Origin of the sequence: Moorena sp. SIO3I8, from assembly GCF_010692325.1 — a bacterium.
GTDB lineage: Bacteria > Cyanobacteriota > Cyanobacteriia > Cyanobacteriales > Coleofasciculaceae > Moorena.
The window spans coordinates 46528-62136 of the sequence record NZ_JAAHHW010000019.1 but is presented as its reverse complement, the minus strand read 5'-3'; the positions used below and the strand labels follow the sequence as shown (position 1 = coordinate 62136).

General features: G+C 42.5%; 16 protein-coding genes. 8 read left to right on the top strand and 8 right to left on the bottom strand.

Translation table 11 applies throughout. The features are described 5' to 3' along the window. Window positions 1–714: 714 nt before the first annotated feature. The gene (locus tag F6K51_RS10450) at window positions 715–1524 is read right to left on the bottom strand and encodes an aminotransferase class IV (RefSeq protein ID WP_293020111.1); all 810 of its coding nucleotides are present in this window, start codon (window positions 1522–1524) and stop codon (window positions 715–717) included. Further along, window positions 1484–1738: a nitrate/nitrite transporter NrtS gene (gene nrtS / locus F6K51_RS10445; protein WP_293020109.1), complete on the bottom strand. Its 255-nt coding sequence runs from the start codon at window positions 1736–1738 to the stop codon at window positions 1484–1486. The genes F6K51_RS10450 and nrtS overlap by 41 nt, the downstream gene beginning before the upstream one ends. Window positions 1739–2454: 716 nt before the next feature. Between nrtS and F6K51_RS10440 the strand changes: the two genes are divergently transcribed. The 3 genes from F6K51_RS10440 to F6K51_RS10430 all read left to right on the top strand — a co-directional run bounded on the left by F6K51_RS10440 (window position 2455) and on the right by F6K51_RS10430 (window position 5806). After that, window positions 2455–2772: a hypothetical protein gene (locus F6K51_RS10440; protein ID WP_293020108.1), complete on the top strand. Its 318-nt coding sequence runs from the start codon at window positions 2455–2457 to the stop codon at window positions 2770–2772. 683 nt (window positions 2773–3455) lie between these two features. Beyond that, a complete protein-coding gene (locus tag F6K51_RS10435) occupies window positions 3456–3716 on the top strand; it encodes a hypothetical protein (RefSeq protein WP_075901528.1) in 261 nt (86 codons plus the stop codon). A gap of 107 nt (window positions 3717–3823) precedes the next feature. Beyond that, window positions 3824–5806, top strand: a complete 1983-nt coding sequence (locus F6K51_RS10430) for an ABC transporter ATP-binding protein (RefSeq protein WP_293020106.1) — start codon at window positions 3824–3826, stop codon at window positions 5804–5806. Window positions 5807–5827: 21 nt separating this feature from the next. Here F6K51_RS10430 and F6K51_RS10425 read toward each other — a convergent pair whose 3' ends face one another. Next, entirely contained in the window at window positions 5828–5968 is a 141-nt protein-coding gene (locus F6K51_RS10425) for a hypothetical protein (protein WP_293020104.1), read from the bottom strand. Between the two features lie 13 nt (window positions 5969–5981). After that, window positions 5982–6890, bottom strand: coding sequence for a 3-deoxy-7-phosphoheptulonate synthase (gene aroF, locus F6K51_RS10420; protein ID WP_293020102.1), 909 nt, complete (start codon window positions 6888–6890; stop codon window positions 5982–5984). 513 nt (window positions 6891–7403) lie between these two features. Between aroF and F6K51_RS10415 the strand changes: the two genes are divergently transcribed. Then, window positions 7404–9008, top strand: a complete 1605-nt coding sequence (locus tag F6K51_RS10415; RefSeq protein ID WP_365939940.1) for a helicase C-terminal domain-containing protein — start codon at window positions 7404–7406, stop codon at window positions 9006–9008. Between the two features lie 108 nt (window positions 9009–9116). Here F6K51_RS10415 and F6K51_RS10410 read toward each other — a convergent pair whose 3' ends face one another. The 4 genes from F6K51_RS10410 to F6K51_RS10395 all read right to left on the bottom strand — a co-directional run bounded on the left by F6K51_RS10410 (window position 9117) and on the right by F6K51_RS10395 (window position 11304). After that, entirely contained in the window at window positions 9117–10262 is a 1146-nt protein-coding gene (locus F6K51_RS10410; RefSeq protein ID WP_293020100.1) for a succinylglutamate desuccinylase/aspartoacylase family protein, read from the bottom strand. Beyond that, complete coding sequence (locus F6K51_RS10405) at window positions 10259–10381, bottom strand: hypothetical protein (protein ID WP_293020098.1); 123 nt, start codon at window positions 10379–10381, stop codon at window positions 10259–10261. Before F6K51_RS10405 ends, F6K51_RS10410 begins: the two co-directional genes overlap by 4 nt. A gap of 367 nt (window positions 10382–10748) precedes the next feature. Continuing rightward, on the bottom strand, window positions 10749–11180 hold the full coding sequence (locus F6K51_RS10400; RefSeq protein ID WP_293020096.1) for a polynucleotide kinase: 432 nt from the start codon (window positions 11178–11180) through the stop codon (window positions 10749–10751). Then, on the bottom strand, window positions 11164–11304 hold the full coding sequence (locus F6K51_RS10395; RefSeq protein WP_293020094.1) for a hypothetical protein: 141 nt from the start codon (window positions 11302–11304) through the stop codon (window positions 11164–11166). The genes F6K51_RS10400 and F6K51_RS10395 overlap by 17 nt, the downstream gene beginning before the upstream one ends. A 456-nt stretch (window positions 11305–11760) precedes the next feature. On the opposite strand from F6K51_RS10395, the gene F6K51_RS10390 reads away from it, so the two are divergent. From F6K51_RS10390 to F6K51_RS10375, 4 genes are all read left to right on the top strand, one after another. Then, on the top strand, window positions 11761–12819 hold the full coding sequence (locus F6K51_RS10390; RefSeq protein WP_293020092.1) for a polysaccharide pyruvyl transferase family protein: 1059 nt from the start codon (window positions 11761–11763) through the stop codon (window positions 12817–12819). Between the two features lie 33 nt (window positions 12820–12852). Beyond that, a complete protein-coding gene (locus tag F6K51_RS10385; RefSeq protein WP_293020090.1) occupies window positions 12853–14106 on the top strand; it encodes a hypothetical protein in 1254 nt (417 codons plus the stop codon). Window positions 14107–14257: 151 nt separating this feature from the next. Further along, window positions 14258–14578 (top strand): hypothetical protein, encoded by a 321-nt coding sequence (locus F6K51_RS10380; RefSeq protein ID WP_293020088.1) that lies wholly within the window; start codon window positions 14258–14260, stop codon window positions 14576–14578. Beyond that, window positions 14554–14733 (top strand): hypothetical protein, encoded by a 180-nt coding sequence (locus F6K51_RS10375; protein ID WP_293020086.1) that lies wholly within the window; start codon window positions 14554–14556, stop codon window positions 14731–14733. The genes F6K51_RS10380 and F6K51_RS10375 overlap by 25 nt, the downstream gene beginning before the upstream one ends. The last annotated feature ends 876 nt before the right edge of the window (window positions 14734–15609 follow it).

Sequence of the window (15609 nt, the reverse complement as noted above, 5' to 3'; positions counted from 1 at the left end):
CCGAAACTTGTCTTGTAATTCTGAATATATGTCTTGAATTTACACAATTTTGATGAATTAATTTACCGTATAAATACGTATTTTTATTATAGCTATATCATAAAATTTACCGAATATAAATCTAATCTATTGCTTGAATCATAAAGCACCAAATTAAAAACTTGGTAATTGTAATTGCAGAGATTTTTTTAGCTACCAAACAATTATCAACAGATAGCAGGATAAGTATATTTATCCATACCTAATTAAATTTTTGATAATAATCATTGGGTATCTAGCGGTTTTTAAGCTAGTAAGGTACAATTTTTTGGGTTTATAGGGAGCAGGAACTTCCGAGCAGTAAAGTCAGAAGAAAGAAAAGGGAAAAAATCCTGTGTACCTCATTAGGATAAAAACCGCTAGATACCGTAAAAAAAACTACTTTGAACGTCTCAAGCTTAGACTAAAGGTATGCAGTCAGCTAATGCGCTACTTGAGGTGCTACGCGAATAGCATTGAGCTCTCAGCTAATGTAAGGCAACCCCTGATCAATAAACAGAGTAGGAAGTTGTTCGTCAATTAACAGTTAATATAGCGTTTTCCATACTTATGAGGTACACAGGATTTTTTCCCTATTCCCTGTTCCCTATTCCCTGTTCCCTATTCCCTGTTCCCTAAAATCCAAAAATTTTGGATCTAACACAATTGAAAACTGCTATATTTAATACTTAAGACTTAATATTTAACCTTACGTAAGTCTTGGAAAACTGGGTGTAGTGGGTCATAAACTCGTTCAGAATTGCCTTGAATGACCCGGTGAATGGGAACAACTTCCACCACGCAGTTAGTGTATGCGATCGCATCCAACTGTCCTACCAACTCGGGTGACCAAGGTTCCTCACGAACTCTCTGATTTTGGCAAGTCAGCCACTGAATTAAATGCGATCGCATCACACCCGGTAAAATTCCAGCTTCCACTGGTGGTGTCCACCAGTGACCATCTCTCCATCCCCATAAGTTACCTGTACTAGTTTCCAGCCAATTCCCGTGATTATCTACCAGAATCCCTTCCTGTGCTCCCATATTTTGCGCCATTTGCTTCGCCAGCCATGGAGATAGGTAATTCCCGGTCTTGTGAGTAGGTAAGCAGCGATGAAATTTTACAGAGGGGGACTGGGCTACCCAAGCAGTGATACCCTGTTCTTGCCACTGGGCTAAATTGGCTGGCAGAGGACGACCCATAATCAATTCTCGTCCATCGGGGAATAGGCTAATTCTCAGCACTGGGTAAAGGGTGATCAGTGATTGTGCTCCTTGGCGCAATTGCTCCCAATCCGGCTGTTGCCAACCAAATGCTTGTAGACTCGATTGCAGGCGATGGCAATGATTAGTCCAATGGGTTAGTGGATGTTCTAATGACTGATGGTAAACTCGTAAGGTCGTAAAAACTGTAGCGCCATAGATAAATCCTGGCTCATCAATGGTCAGGCTTAGGAAGTTGCCCTCAATTAGCTGGCCATTGTACCAGAAGCAGGGTTTTGACATGACTATGATCGTGATTAACCAGTGTCAACAAGTAGGGAACTATATAGGTTAAACCCCCTGAAATCCATCGCTCTCGATTCATCTGCCCTTTTAGGAGAGCAGAACCATGATTGATCACAAACAGAACTGAGCCAACCACCAAAGCCACCCTCAGTGCAGTTGGCATCAATTCGCGATCAACAACACTTAGACAGAACTCTTTTAGAGGTTTCACGCTTTACCTATCGAGCAAGCTGTTAACCATCTAATTTTACCTAACTGATGGTTTTTTGTTGGGGGTTGGCTGTTAATTACCAAATTAGCTTCCGGCAAAATTCATCCCACACTCATGGCGTAGCATTGAGATGTGGGATGAATTTTGCACAGGGTCTCTCGGATAAGGAAAGCGAGCAATCAAACTTCTAATTAACTCTGACTGAGTCATTCCGGAGACGAATCCTTGAAGAGGGTAGCCTTAATTAACAATTTTTAACCCTTTTGCGCAAGAACCTCAAACTATAAAGGCTACCCTCTTCTACGGAAACTTCTAACCACGCCGTTCTGCTTCTTGTGATAATTGCCTTTTCTAGAAGTCGGTAATCCTGATTATTAGTTTTTTATCTTTTATTTTGGCTTGTCACACTGGAGGGGCGACAAGCGCCCCGTAACCCTTGAGCTATATTAAATTGAGCGAATTATGGTAAAAAAAGATAGGTCATAAATTGTCAATACGACCTATCAAGTTATAATGAGCCCAGAATTAGAACAAAAACATCTAAAAAATATCCTTGACGAATCTCAATTATTATTTGTTTATAGCACTACGCATTAAGATTAGGACATTCCTAAACTCCGAAACTTAGTCATAGCTTACTTCTGACTTCTGACTTCTGACTTCTGACTTGCGCGTAGCGCTATACCTTGTCGTAATTATTGGACAATATCTCAATAATGTTCAACTCAAAAAAAATGCTTAATCTTTACCTTTTCCTAGTAAATTTACATCAATTTTCAAAAGTTACAGAGATTTTTGTCATTGTCTTGATGCAGTCGCTCATGGGAGAAAGCACGGCAGTCGCTCATGGGGAGGGTCTGTGTGCGGAACCTGCGTCCGCACCTTGTAAGCCCCGTGGGAACCCCCAAGACCGCGCTGCCTCCCCTGTTCCCTTGCTGCATCGCTACCAAGATTTCCAATCAAAACAATGTGGGTTACAATTATTAGATAATGGCTATATCAAACATTTATTAAACAGCAAAAAATCTATTTAGCTATCGATATAAATAATTGGAATAACCAGAATTTATTGATAGTTAGCTTAATTTATAAAAACCGAGCACTTCTTTGAAGTTACCGTAAGAGAGTGGTTTGTTCGCGTTCGCCTTTGGCGTGGCCTACGGCCAAGCGCGCCTTTGGCGATAGTTACCGTAAGACAGGCTCGCCTTATTTCACGAGTTTTAACCCTTTTTTGCATAGCCTGCCGACGCTCATTGGCGAGCCGTAATAAGGCCTCAGATGAAACCTTATTACGGCTCTCCTAGACCTGACTGCCTGACACATCTGTGTGAAAACCAAACAGATCAGGTTCTACACTTTAAAGACCGAATACGGGAAAACCAAATCTGGTCTAGTGGGACTTTAGCCAAAGCAAACCCCTGCGCCCACGTCTGTTTTGTCAAGTACAATTTATACAAAATAGCTGGGATTACCCTGCCCATAGCCCATAAGCTGATAGCACCTCAAGTAGCACCATCTGTAGCGCATTAGCTGATAGCTGAATGCGCTACGCTATATCAATATACTGCGTCAAGCATTCAGCTATATCAATATCCGATTCAGGGCAATTTCTAGATGGTACAACCCCTAAAATAGTCTCAGGGAAATCAAGAATCCCAAATTAACGTAACTATTGCTAACTATTACCCCCCGAGACCCCCAGAGGATTGCTATATATATGGATGCTTTTGCCCCCTTACCGCCTCAGTGGACCAAATCAGCCACCCATGCCTTGGAGTTCTGCTGTCCTAGTTGTCGAGCATCTGTTCTAGAAGCTGAGAAGGTTTGGATTAATCGCTCCTCACCAGTGATGGGTGAAGACCACCGCCGGAAGTGGCAAGAGTTTTATCAATGTAAGTGTGGCTATGTATGGTGGGCTTGGAGTAGCGATCGCCCACCCTCAGAATTTAGCAATCGAGACAATCCTCCTATAGTTTAACCGCCGATCGTCCTTCCCGTTCTTTGGGTTTTCGTGGTTCACTCAAACCACTCTCAATTTTATTTGCGCTACCATATTGTTCACCAAATTAACACCCCTAGGGTTAGATGACCAGCAGATCACCAGGTAAACAGGCAGCTCCAACAATGCGAACGCAAGAGAACGACTGGAGACTTTTCCTACGCCTAGTCCCCTACGCCCGTCGCAGCAAAGGCCCGCTATTGATTGCAATTACTTTATTGATACCCCTGTCCGTAGCAAGTGCCATTCAACCCTTAATTGTCGGTCAGGTAATCTCTTTAATTCGTCAAGAAGAGCGAACTTGGTCTTTCCTATTAGAGCGCTCCCTATCACAGAGCCTCAATATTCTGATCACTATACTACTATTAACCATACTAATCCGGTTAGTGTTCGTTGGGCTTCAGGGATTCGTGGTGGTGAAGATAGGTCAGAAAATCACTGCTGCTATCCGGGAAGACCTATTTGAGCACGTCACCTCCCTAGCGGTGCGATTTTTTGACCGCACACCAGTGGGGAAATTGATTACCAGGCTCACTAGCGATGTGGAAGCCCTAGGGGATGTCTTTTCCACCGGTGCCATTGGCATCGTGGGTGATTTACTATCCATGATAGTCATTGCTGCTACCATGTTTTTGGTGCAATGGCAACTGGCATCGATCTTAGTGGTAATGCTCTTGCCAGTGACTGCTATTATTATTTACTTCCAGAAACAATATCGCAAAGCTAACTACAAATCTAGGGAAGAACTTTCCTCCCTAAACGCGATGCTGCAAGAAAACATCTCTGGCATTAATATTGTGCAACTGTTTCGCCGTGAACAATACAATGCCGAGATGTTTCGCACGGTTAACCAAAAATACATCACTGAAGTAGACAAAACCATCTTTCACGATTCAGCGATTTCAGCAACCCTAGAGTGGATTTCCCTGGTAGCGATCGCAGCAGTATTGTGGAGCGGTGGTCATTTTATCCTCAAAGATCACCTGAGTTTTGGTGATTTGTCGGCCTTTATCCTCTATGCTCAGCGGCTATTTGACCCCTTGCGTCGGTTTTCCGAAAAATTCACTATGCTCCAAGCTGGTTTCACTGCCATTGAGCGCATTAGTGACATCATGAATGAAACTATTGAAATTCGTGACCCCGAAGGCTTGCAGGTCAGACGCTTGCAGGTGGCAAGTTCTCCAGAGTTTGAGGGAGGGAAACAAGACCGGAAACAATCTGGAGATTTACCGATAAAGCCTCCAAGCAGCTTGAATGGTGATCTAGCCCATCACTCTTCTAACTTATCCTTCAGCAATGGTTATACTGAACAACCCTTGAACCTTAAACCGTCAACCCTAAACGGAGAGATTTGCTTTGAATATGTTTGGTTTGCTTACAAGGAAGATGAATATGTTCTCAAAGACTTGCACTTTACCATTCATCCAGGGGAAAAAGTTGCTTTAGTTGGTCCAACCGGTGCAGGTAAAAGTTCCATTATTCGGTTGCTGTGCCGCCTCTATGAACCAAGCCAAGGGCGAATTCTCGTAGATGGGATTGATATTCGGGATTTACCCCAAGCAGAACTACGACGCCACATCGGAGTCATCCTTCAGGAGGGATTTCTTTTTGCTGGTGATGTTAAGAGTAATATTTCCTTAGGAGAAACCTACTCCATTGAGGCAATTAAAACCTCAGCGGAGGTGACTAACGTGGCTAGCTTTATCGAAAAACTGCCCCAAAGCTACGATACCCAGCTCAGAGAGCGAGGCACTAATCTGTCTGCTGGCCAAAAACAATTGTTAGCCTTTGCTCGTGCTGCAATTCGTAACCCCCAAATCTTGGTACTCGATGAGGCAACAGCTAGTTTAGATGTGGCTACCGAAGCTCTGATTCAAGAAGCTTTGGAACGGCTGTTACAACAGCGGACTGCAATTATTATTGCCCACCGACTGTCCACTATCCGTAATGTAGACCGGATTCTGGTACTAAAGCGAGGAGAGTTAGTAGAGTCGGGAAGCCATGAGGAATTGTTAGAGCAAAACGGATTGTACGCTAGTTTATATAAATTGCAGATGCTAGGAGATTGATGGCTAATCTAGCATTTTCATTTAAGATGTGAAACTAGGATTGATGGGAATAGGGAACAGGGAATAGGGAACAGGTAACAGTAGGAAAGAGCGATGCAGCGCTATAAGACCACGCTCAATCATTCCCTGTTCCCTTGTCCGAAGTTCCCTATTCCACTTCAAGTAGCACTATAGATTAAGATGCGTTCGCGTAGCGTGACCGTTCGCGTAGCGTGGCCTTTTGGCCAAGGTCAATCGCTAACTCCGGAAGAGTGACAGGTTCTGCAATCTGTCGTCCCACTGCTGCTGCTATCGGCTTTAAGCTATGAACCAAATCCACCATTGCTTCGATGGAAAGCGCCTGTCTAGCATCAGAAACAGATTTTTCTGGTTCCGGGTGACATTCAATAATCAGTCCATCTGCACCAGCTGCCACTGCAGCTTTTGCCAGAGGTGCCACTAATTCCCGCTTACCCACAGCATGGGAAGGGTCTACAATCACCGGCAAGTGAGTCAACTGCTTGAGTGCTACTACTGCTCCTAAATCTAAGATATTGCGGGTATAGTTATCGAAACTGCGAATACCTCGTTCACACAACACCACCTGAGAGTTACCGTGAGTGAGGATATATTCCGCTGCCATGACGAATTCCTCAACAGTAGCAGCTAGTCCCCGCTTTAGCAGTATCGGCAAGTCTTGCTTACCCAAGGCTTTGAGTAAGTCAAAGTTTTGCATATTGCGACTACCTACCTGAAGCAGATCAGCGTGGGTAGCAATAGATTCAATTTGCCCAATCGACATCACCTCCGTCACTACTGGGATTTGGTGACGCCTGCGGATATCAGACAAAATTTCTAGTCCTGCTAGTCCTAGCCCTTGGAAAGAGTACGGGGAGGTGCGCGGTTTGAACGCACCTCCCCGCAACGCTTGTACCGGGGCAGCTTTGAGTTTAGTAGCCACTGTTTCCATCTGGGCGTGACTTTCTACGGTACATGGACCACCAATAATCACCAGTTCTGAGCCACCGAAGACAACTTGTTCTGAGAGTCTAACGATGGTTTGGTGATTGGGGTTAGTAGCTAGTGCTAGTTTAGCGTTCAACATGGTTATGGACTCCTTAGTTAGAGATATAGACATAAAAAAAACCCGGTTCCTTGAGGGTTCCGGGTTGCTGTGAAAGCTTGGCACGACCTAACTACCCGGAACGATTTCTGGGCCAAAAAAAGTAAAAGCCGTAAACGCTGTAAAGGTAGGTGGTCATCTCTTGCTCTTGTCGCTGCTTTGCCTAAAAAAACAAAGGACCGCAGATTATATTGCTGCGGTCCACCGGGGGGTTCCATATGGAACTATCCTCACCTCCGGTGAACCTCGCTAAACCAAAAATAAAAGTAATAGCTGGGGCTGAACATGTCTCTTTGCGGCTAAGCCATGAAAAATTTGGCAATTTCTTTTTACTGGTACTACCCTAGCAAGGGTAATAGGGTGATGTCAATAGTTACTGGGAAATGAGGAAAAGTCTGAGCTACTACCTCTGGCTTCGATGCAGCCTAATCCCATCTATGGTCGTCTAGTCTTTCACGATTTTTGCCCAAGACATGATTTAAGATCACAGTATTAGTGCTCATTGCTCAGTTTAACGAGGCAAAGCCGTTGAATGCTAGTTTGATTGAAGTCAAAGTTCATTCCTCGTTACGAGATTTTCTGCGATCGCAGGGTCAACCCAATTGGCCTCACCAATTGACTATGGCGAGGCTAGTGGCACGAGCCTTGCGGTTAGGGCGTTCTGCTTTGATTCAGACCGGTTTAGAACCCTTGCAGGAAACCTCTCTACAGTCTTCCTATCGCCTGAGTTACCTAGCACCAGCACTAGTTTGGTCTGGACCTGTGATCGTAGTAGCACCCTTATGGATACAAGAATGGTTGCTGCAAAAGGAAATTCCCCTTTTACAACAGTGCTTTGGTAGCGATAAGGTAATTCATACCAGCGATAGGTTTCCCGATCAACCCTTCCAAGGACTATTGATTACCTCACCAGAATCTTGGCTAACAGACCGCTTGAAGAACAAGGGCTGGTTTCCTAATCACATCCCTACTGTGATTGATGGTGTGGATGACCTAGAATCTTGGACTAGTAACCAGCTTAAAGGCTGCATCCAGCCCCAAGACTGGGACGCACTGATGCAAGCCCACCCACAAGAGGCTGATTTGATTCGGGATGTGCGGGTAAAGCTAACCAAAGCCTTATTTCAGCGCCCTGTTAACCCCTATGAGTGCTACCTGATTGAAGCTGATCAGCAAGATGGCTTGGAACAGCTATTTGATCGACTAAGTTCCCTAAGCACTGAAGCACAATCTCTGTATCGGCTAAAACCCTGGGAAAAGTTTTGCCACTTCTGGCAGCAGTCAGGTCAGCTAATGTGGGCAACCGTTGCGCGATCGCAAGGTCAGTTTTCCTTATATAGCGCACCAGTAGAAGTGGCTACAGCCTTAAATCCCATTTGGTCGAGACAGCCAGTAGTGCTAATCGGTGGGGCTCTAGATTTAGAGAAAACTGCCTCTGTTTACCGTCAGCAGCTCGGATTAGGCGAGTTAACCTGTTTGAAGTTTTCCCCTCACCGACAGATTCAACTGTATTTGCCCGATCGTCTACCCATGCCCAATACAGAGCGATTTCAAAACGCTCTGACTCAAGAAATTCGCACCCTACTAAACCTAAGTCCTGACATCACCAGACCAGTCGTTATTTTAGTTGGAGATGTCCCCCTCAAAGCCCAGTTAGGGGCAGTCTTAGCAGCAGAATTTGGTTCCCGGGTGCAGGTAGAAACCACCAGTCTCAGTGACAGAGGTATTTTGATTTGTGGCTGGGAATTTTGGCATAGGTATCAAGCTCAAATCCCCTCTCCCCAACTGTTGATGATTGCTACCTTACCAATTCCCTCTTTGGAAAATCCATTAGTTGCTGGTCGAGTCGCTTACTACAAGCAGCAACTAATGGATTGGTTTCGTTTATATTTATTACCAACAGCATTAAGAGAATTACAACGAGCAGTAGCACCAGTAAGAGCTACTCAAGGCTGTGTTGCCATCTTAGATAATCGTGTAAACCGCCGCAGTTATGGACGCCATGTGCTATCAGCCTTGAGTCCTTTTGCTCGAATTAATTATTTAGATGCTAGTTGGTTTAATTCAGATGCTCCAGAAGGACAAGATAGTTGGCTTTAGAAAGTGAGTAGGTTGGTCAAATTAAAGCCAATCACATTAAAGCCAAAATGTTGAGGAGCCCAAGTCCTAATTACAATCCAAGTTTTCATTAACTGTTCTCACCCCTACCTAATTATCAAATTGCCGTATTGATAGCACATATTCTCCTTGATTCGCACTATAATTTGTTGAAACATCAAACACTAAACCATCTGTCTCGGCCTTGATATCAATTACATTCGGTAGATTTCCTTCTTTATTAAAGCTCAGTAGCTGATAAAGTCTATCTCCTACTTTGACAACACTCCCTAACTTAACTCTCGATTGAATCATTCCTCCAGCCGGAGCATAGTATCTCTCGATGTTATCTTTAGATGCTAATTGCATTTTGTAGGAGTCTGGATCAGTTATCGGTAAATCCGGTAGTTTTAACATTCCTTTTTTCGACAAATAGTTTTTGATACCGTATACTCCATTTTTTACCGACTCTGGATTCATTTGCATCCCAGATCCCAATTCTAGAGTCCATGATTCAATATCAAACTGAAGGGTTCTGCCTAACTTAGCCAAGGCTTTCTCTAACCCTTGCCAAGGCTTAATAAATGCCTCATCGAAAGCATCACCATCATACTCATCTTCATGCATCACAATTCCATAATCGAGAAGAAAGTCTTTGGCGCTTTCTTCCCGAGAGTAGAAGCCATACAAGAAATCAAGTCCTTGATTAGTAGAACTATGGATATCAATCACATAGTTAGCATCTACACATAAAGATTGCAGTTGATAGCGGTAAAGGTGACGAAACGGTAATCCCCTCGGAGAGTAGCAGTCTTCTAAGTGTTGTTTCAAGCTAGACTGGATCCGTGCTAAATAGTTATTTCTGATTTCATCAGGGTTCAAATTAAGTTGAGATTGGGCGAAATCCTCTAAATCATCACACTCTTTTTCATAGTCCCAAAAAATCCTATTCCAGTCTTGACCATCGTAAGGATTGAATCCTCCTGTGGCAAAGAAATGACTACGCTGATTAGTGCTAGCTGGATTACAAACAGGGACCAGCCAGATTTCCCCAGTCAGCTGAGTGTCATCCAGAGTGCTCAAAAAGTCAATCAACTGGTGAATCACTGCATTACCAACAATTTCACAACCATGGAGATTGCCTTGTAAATATGCCTTCTTTCCTGGTTGGGAGCCAACGAATTTATAGACTTGGAGCGAAATGCGATCGCCTGAGGTGAGTTGCTGAATTGGAATAGTAGAAATAGTTGGATTCATATAGCAGTTTTAAATTGGGTTAGGTAAAACGTCCTGGGTTTTAGGGAGTAGGGAGTAGGGAGTAGGGAGTAGGGAGTAGGGAGTAGGGAGTAGGGGTAATAAAATTGACTGTACCTCATAAGGATACCATTTAAAAACATTTACAAATATGTCATTAACAATCTTGCTGATTTATCATAACATCAAAAACTCTTCGGTTCTCTTTCCTACTGTTCGATGTTCCCTGTTCCCAAGTTCCCTTTTTCTATCAATCCTAATCAGCCCTCACCTCTACGCGGATATTCTACAAGTGGCGGGAGAGTAACTGGCAACCCGAAACAGATGCGATTGGCCGTAGGCCACGCGGGGCGCGTTCGCTTTCCCTATGGTGAGTTTCTCAATAGACCTATGTCAGCTTCCATATTTGGCTAGCCAATCCAATGTCCACATAAACGGAATTCCAGCTGCAACGGCTGCCTCAGCATCTTCGTTGCGATTGACCTTCGGTCACGCTTCGCGATCGCCAACCATCAAAGCTGAAGAGCCGCTCGTTTTAAACTGCAAAATCATTCCCGGCTTTGGTTTTCGGTATTCTCCAGCGTATGTTTTACTGGTTACTTCAGAAAAGTAGTGTTGCTCGCAATAATAACAGGTTGTCCCATAGTCAGGACAAAAAATAATTCCTTTGAGCTGGGGAAGCAATTTAAGAGTTTTCTGTTGCTCTTTAATACAATTCTTCAGGGTTTTATGTCGGGCTGCAACTCCAGCCTGATTGGTCACCCCAAGAATGATATAACCCTTATTTTTGAAACATTGCAGAGCTTTATCAGCTCCTTCAATAACTTTTTGCTGGTCAGGGTAGTCAATAAATCTACCGTGACCACTCGGCTGGCGAATGGTCCAGTCGCAATCTACAAATAGCTCAAGTTTTAAATTCATGAAGCTTGCTGGGTGGTACACCAATTAGCGATGCAGCGCGGTCTTGGGGAGGTCTAGTCACCTGAACTTGGTGATGGTGCTTGAGATGACCATGAGGCAGTGCGGTCTTGGGGGGAACCCCCATGAGCAACTGCCGTGGTTTCCCCCACTCGCGCTTTGCATCAAGACAGGGAATGGAGGGTTAATTTCCGACTGTATCTTCCATGAGGTCATTGGCATCAAAGCATTATATACTAAGCTTTTTAGGGCTGATGTCACCCCCTCAGTTTTTCATCAAAGCTTAATCTAGTTACTGGTTTAGTTAATGTTTTCGTGAATTTTTCTGGAATTGTGAAAATTTTGCTGAAGTTATATCTATAATTGCTTTTAAAATAAAATTCAGCCAATTCAACGAGTTGATTGAACTCCTGATTAGTTACATCCATGCTTACGACATTTGGCTTGGATGTTTCCCTTGATGGTAATCGCTGATTAAGATGCTGGCTTATTGTCTAATTAATTAGCTGAAGCCACTTGTTTTATAGAGCAATGTACTTGTTGATTAATTTCTAAAAAAATGATATAATCTTAAGGACAGAGTGTGAATATTTTCCTGATTGGTTATTACGGTTATGGTAATATTGGCGACGATTTATTTGTGGATCAGTTAACTAATTATTTCGCTAGCAAAAAAGATGTCAAAAAAATATTTATCTGTTGCCAAACTAACTATTACCAAGGTTTTAGTGACAAAGTTGTGTTCTTTAGGAATGCACAACTATCAAAACTCAAAAGAACTTTATTACTTTTGAAAAGTGACTGCATAGCCTGGGGTGGGGGAACCTTAAACCTGCAAGACAGGCCCAGGAATTTATCAAGGATGCAAGCCTTGTCAAAATTAATGGGTAAGCGTTTCTGCTTCCTGGGTGTTGGATTAGAAAGCGTGAAATCTGAGAAGAAAAAAAAGATAGCTGATATCTTTGAAAAAGCCGACCTGCTATACCTTAGAGATAACCATTCCTATGAAATGGCATTGCAACAGCTTCAACTTGCTAAATCACCTGACTTAGGAGGTGACTTGGCTTTCTTGGATTTGACTATGTATGAAAAGTTTGTCAAACCAGCCCAGCAAGCTAGTGATATTGCCAACATATCCTTCTCTGGAAAATTTTGGTGGGGTGAAGGCAGAGCTGAGTTTTATGCCAAACAGTTAATGCCACTCATTGACAAGTATAATTGTATGATTCATTTGCTACCAGGACATGTAGGAAATGAAAGAAATGATAATCGCTTCCACGAACGACTGAAAAAATATTTACCTGCTGCTAATTGCCAAATCAACTCATGGAAAAATCCGGAAGAGTTTCTAGCAATCCTCAGGCACATGGATTTTCACATAGGTAATCGCCTGCACTCAATTATACTAGCCGATATCCTTGGCATTGCCAATATTGGAATTGTTAATTCCGAATCAAAAATTAAGCATTACATTGATAAGTCAGAAATGCTACCGACAGCAAGAGTGGTAAATTTTATGGAGCCCTTGTCTATAGAGCAGATAGAAACAGTTTTCAAAAATTACAAAAGACCAGAAGAGTTTATCTGCCAAGAATCGAAAACTGCGAAAGAATGTCTTGAGAAAGTTTTTGCCAATAGATAGTTTTTACTTTATTCAAATACACTAACAACTATTATGAAACTACTGCATGTTGAAAAAATCATTGCTAATGACAGAGTGAGACTTGTTGGTCTCGTTCAGGTTGATAGCCTTGACCAAGAAATAGAGATTTATTTTGAATATCCTCAACGATTCGCTGATTTTGTAACTGAAAGCGCCGATGCTTTTGTTCCTGCCTTACTTTTACCGGCAATGGAGAAAGGTGAAAATCTGGAGATAAAACCGCTGATGTCCGCGAAACTTTTTCGCAATTTACCTACCATACAAGATATCTTTCATCAGTGGTATCCATCCCAGCTTAAAAAAGTTTTAGTAACCGCAGAATCCCCAACAAACTATGATCAAAAATCCCTTAGCAAAGTTGGGGCATTTTTCTCCTTGGGAGTGGATTCGTTTTATACCTTTATTAAACATACGAAGACCCCTAGCGACTTTGGAATTCCCCTTTCTCATTTAATTTACATGAAAGGCATTGAGCGACCTTTACGCATTTATAAACATGGTCAAGAAAAAAAGGTAATCTCAAGGATTATGGAAGTTGCCCATGCAGCCAGTATAGATTGTATTGTCGGTGAAACAAATATCCGCAATCATTTTAACTTACAATGGGGACCTTATTATCATGGGGCTGGCTTGGCTTCAGTCTCCCTTTCTCTTTCAGCAGGTTTAGAATCTGTTTTAATTCCTTCAACAGATTCTTATAAAGATGTTTTCCCTTGGGGAACTAGCCCATTACTCGACCACCTATGGTCAACGGAAAAAACTAATATAGTTCATGACGGTTCAGAGACCCAAAGGGTTGAAAAAATTGCTAACTTTTTAGCAAAAGACCCTTTGGCTATGAAAACTTTGAGGGTATGTACTAATAATGAAGGTGGTGAAACCAACTGTGGAACCTGCCCTAAATGCGTGAGAACTATGCTGCCTTTACTGATTTCTGGTAATTTAGAAAAAGCCATAACATTTCCAGATAAATTACCCAGTAATTGGAACAGAATATTGCAAATTCAAGATACTCATGATCTAAGTCATGCTGTAGCAATTTTGAAGCTAGCGAAAGAGGTTAAAGCCGAAGAAAAAATAGTAAAAGCTCTTGAGAGCAAAATAGAAAATGGTAAAGCTTATCTATTTTGCCAAGGCAAAACTATTGCTGAAGTAGTAGGTTCAATACTTCACGTTTATTTTATTAAGAAGCCATTTGATTTGGTCAAACAACCAATCAAAGATATTCTAAATAGCCTAAATTTATATAGCGCAAACCAGGGCTGAATGACACCCTGGTTAACCAGGGCTGTTTCAAAGTCGGACTCAAATGTGCTTGGTGGGGAGGTAACTTCTCAATAACCGCTGTGGGTTCAAACAGATGGGTATTGAGCTTGCCCCCCTTGTCAAGAGTGCATAAATCTGGTTCAACAAAGATATGACTGAAAACCCCGTGCAAGTGAAAGATGACCAACTCACCGACCTTCATGAGGTGGAGAAGCTGCGTGTGCTTGTCGGGCAACAGGCTGAAATGATCGCAGCTCTGGAGAATAAAAATAAAGAGTTGACCAAGCGCATCGGTGAATTGGAGGAAGAGTTACGAGGGAAAAAAAAGCTGAATAAAAAGCCCCAACTAAGTGCGAGTAAGCGTGGGCGTAGGCAAGCAGCAGGAGCAACAGCAAGGAGTACGAAAACGTCCGCGCCTCAGCTAAAGGTCGTAAGAAAGCTCGCTTCGTGGTGGACACCGAATGGAAAATAGAACCGTATTTAGTGCCAGACGGGGCAAGATTTCATGGATACCGAGAATATGATGTTCAAGAGCAATGCCATGAACGCAACAACATCGGCTTCTATTTAGCCGAATATGTGTTGCCCGATAGTGGGGTGATCAGCGCTCAATTACCACCACAGTAACGCAAGACAGGGCATTATGGGCCAGAACTGGTGGGATATATCTTGCACGAGTAATATCACAATCGAGTCACGCAACCGCTGATTCATGAGCAGCTATTGGAATGGGGCATCGAGATATCAGTAGGTCTTATCAATTTTAACCACGGATACTTCAGTTAGTCTAGGGTTCGCGAGCCGCATATGCTGGTGCTCGAAGCGTACGCACAGTTTGGGATTAGCGTAGCCACAGTTTGGGGTTAGCGTACGCACAGTTTGGGGTTAGCGTACGCACTGAATAATTTACCTAGTAAAGGATACAGCAATTTCTGGAAAGTACTTGACAAATTACTCTTTTGCTTAACTTGTCACCAATGCCCATTACCCATTACCCATTACCCATTACCCATTACCCATTACCCATTACCCATTACCCATTACCCATTACCCATTACCCATTACCCAGATTTAGTACAAATGTTCGGCAAAAGTGACATGCTCCCGATATGAGGTTTGATATGAGGTTTATGAGGTTTGATATGAGGTTTATGAGGTTTCATATGAGGTTTATGAGGTTTCATATGAGGTTTATGAGGTTTCATATGAGGTTTTATATGAGGTTTATAAGTTTACAAACACTTGTGATTAGAGTTAATCTTTATATTAAAGGAAGTAAACTTTCCTTTATTGAATACAATTACGAGTTGTAAAACAAAAAGACCATTGTAGGAGATCACCTAAGATAGTTATGGGGAAGACATCTTGTCAATAAAACTGGCGTAGTTCTTATTAATAAACTAGACTTAGTCTGCTTATTAATAATGCACTTTGTAAATATAGTATTTGCATATTAATAAAACACTACATTTACAAATTTAAAAGATGTTAAAAATAAAAAAA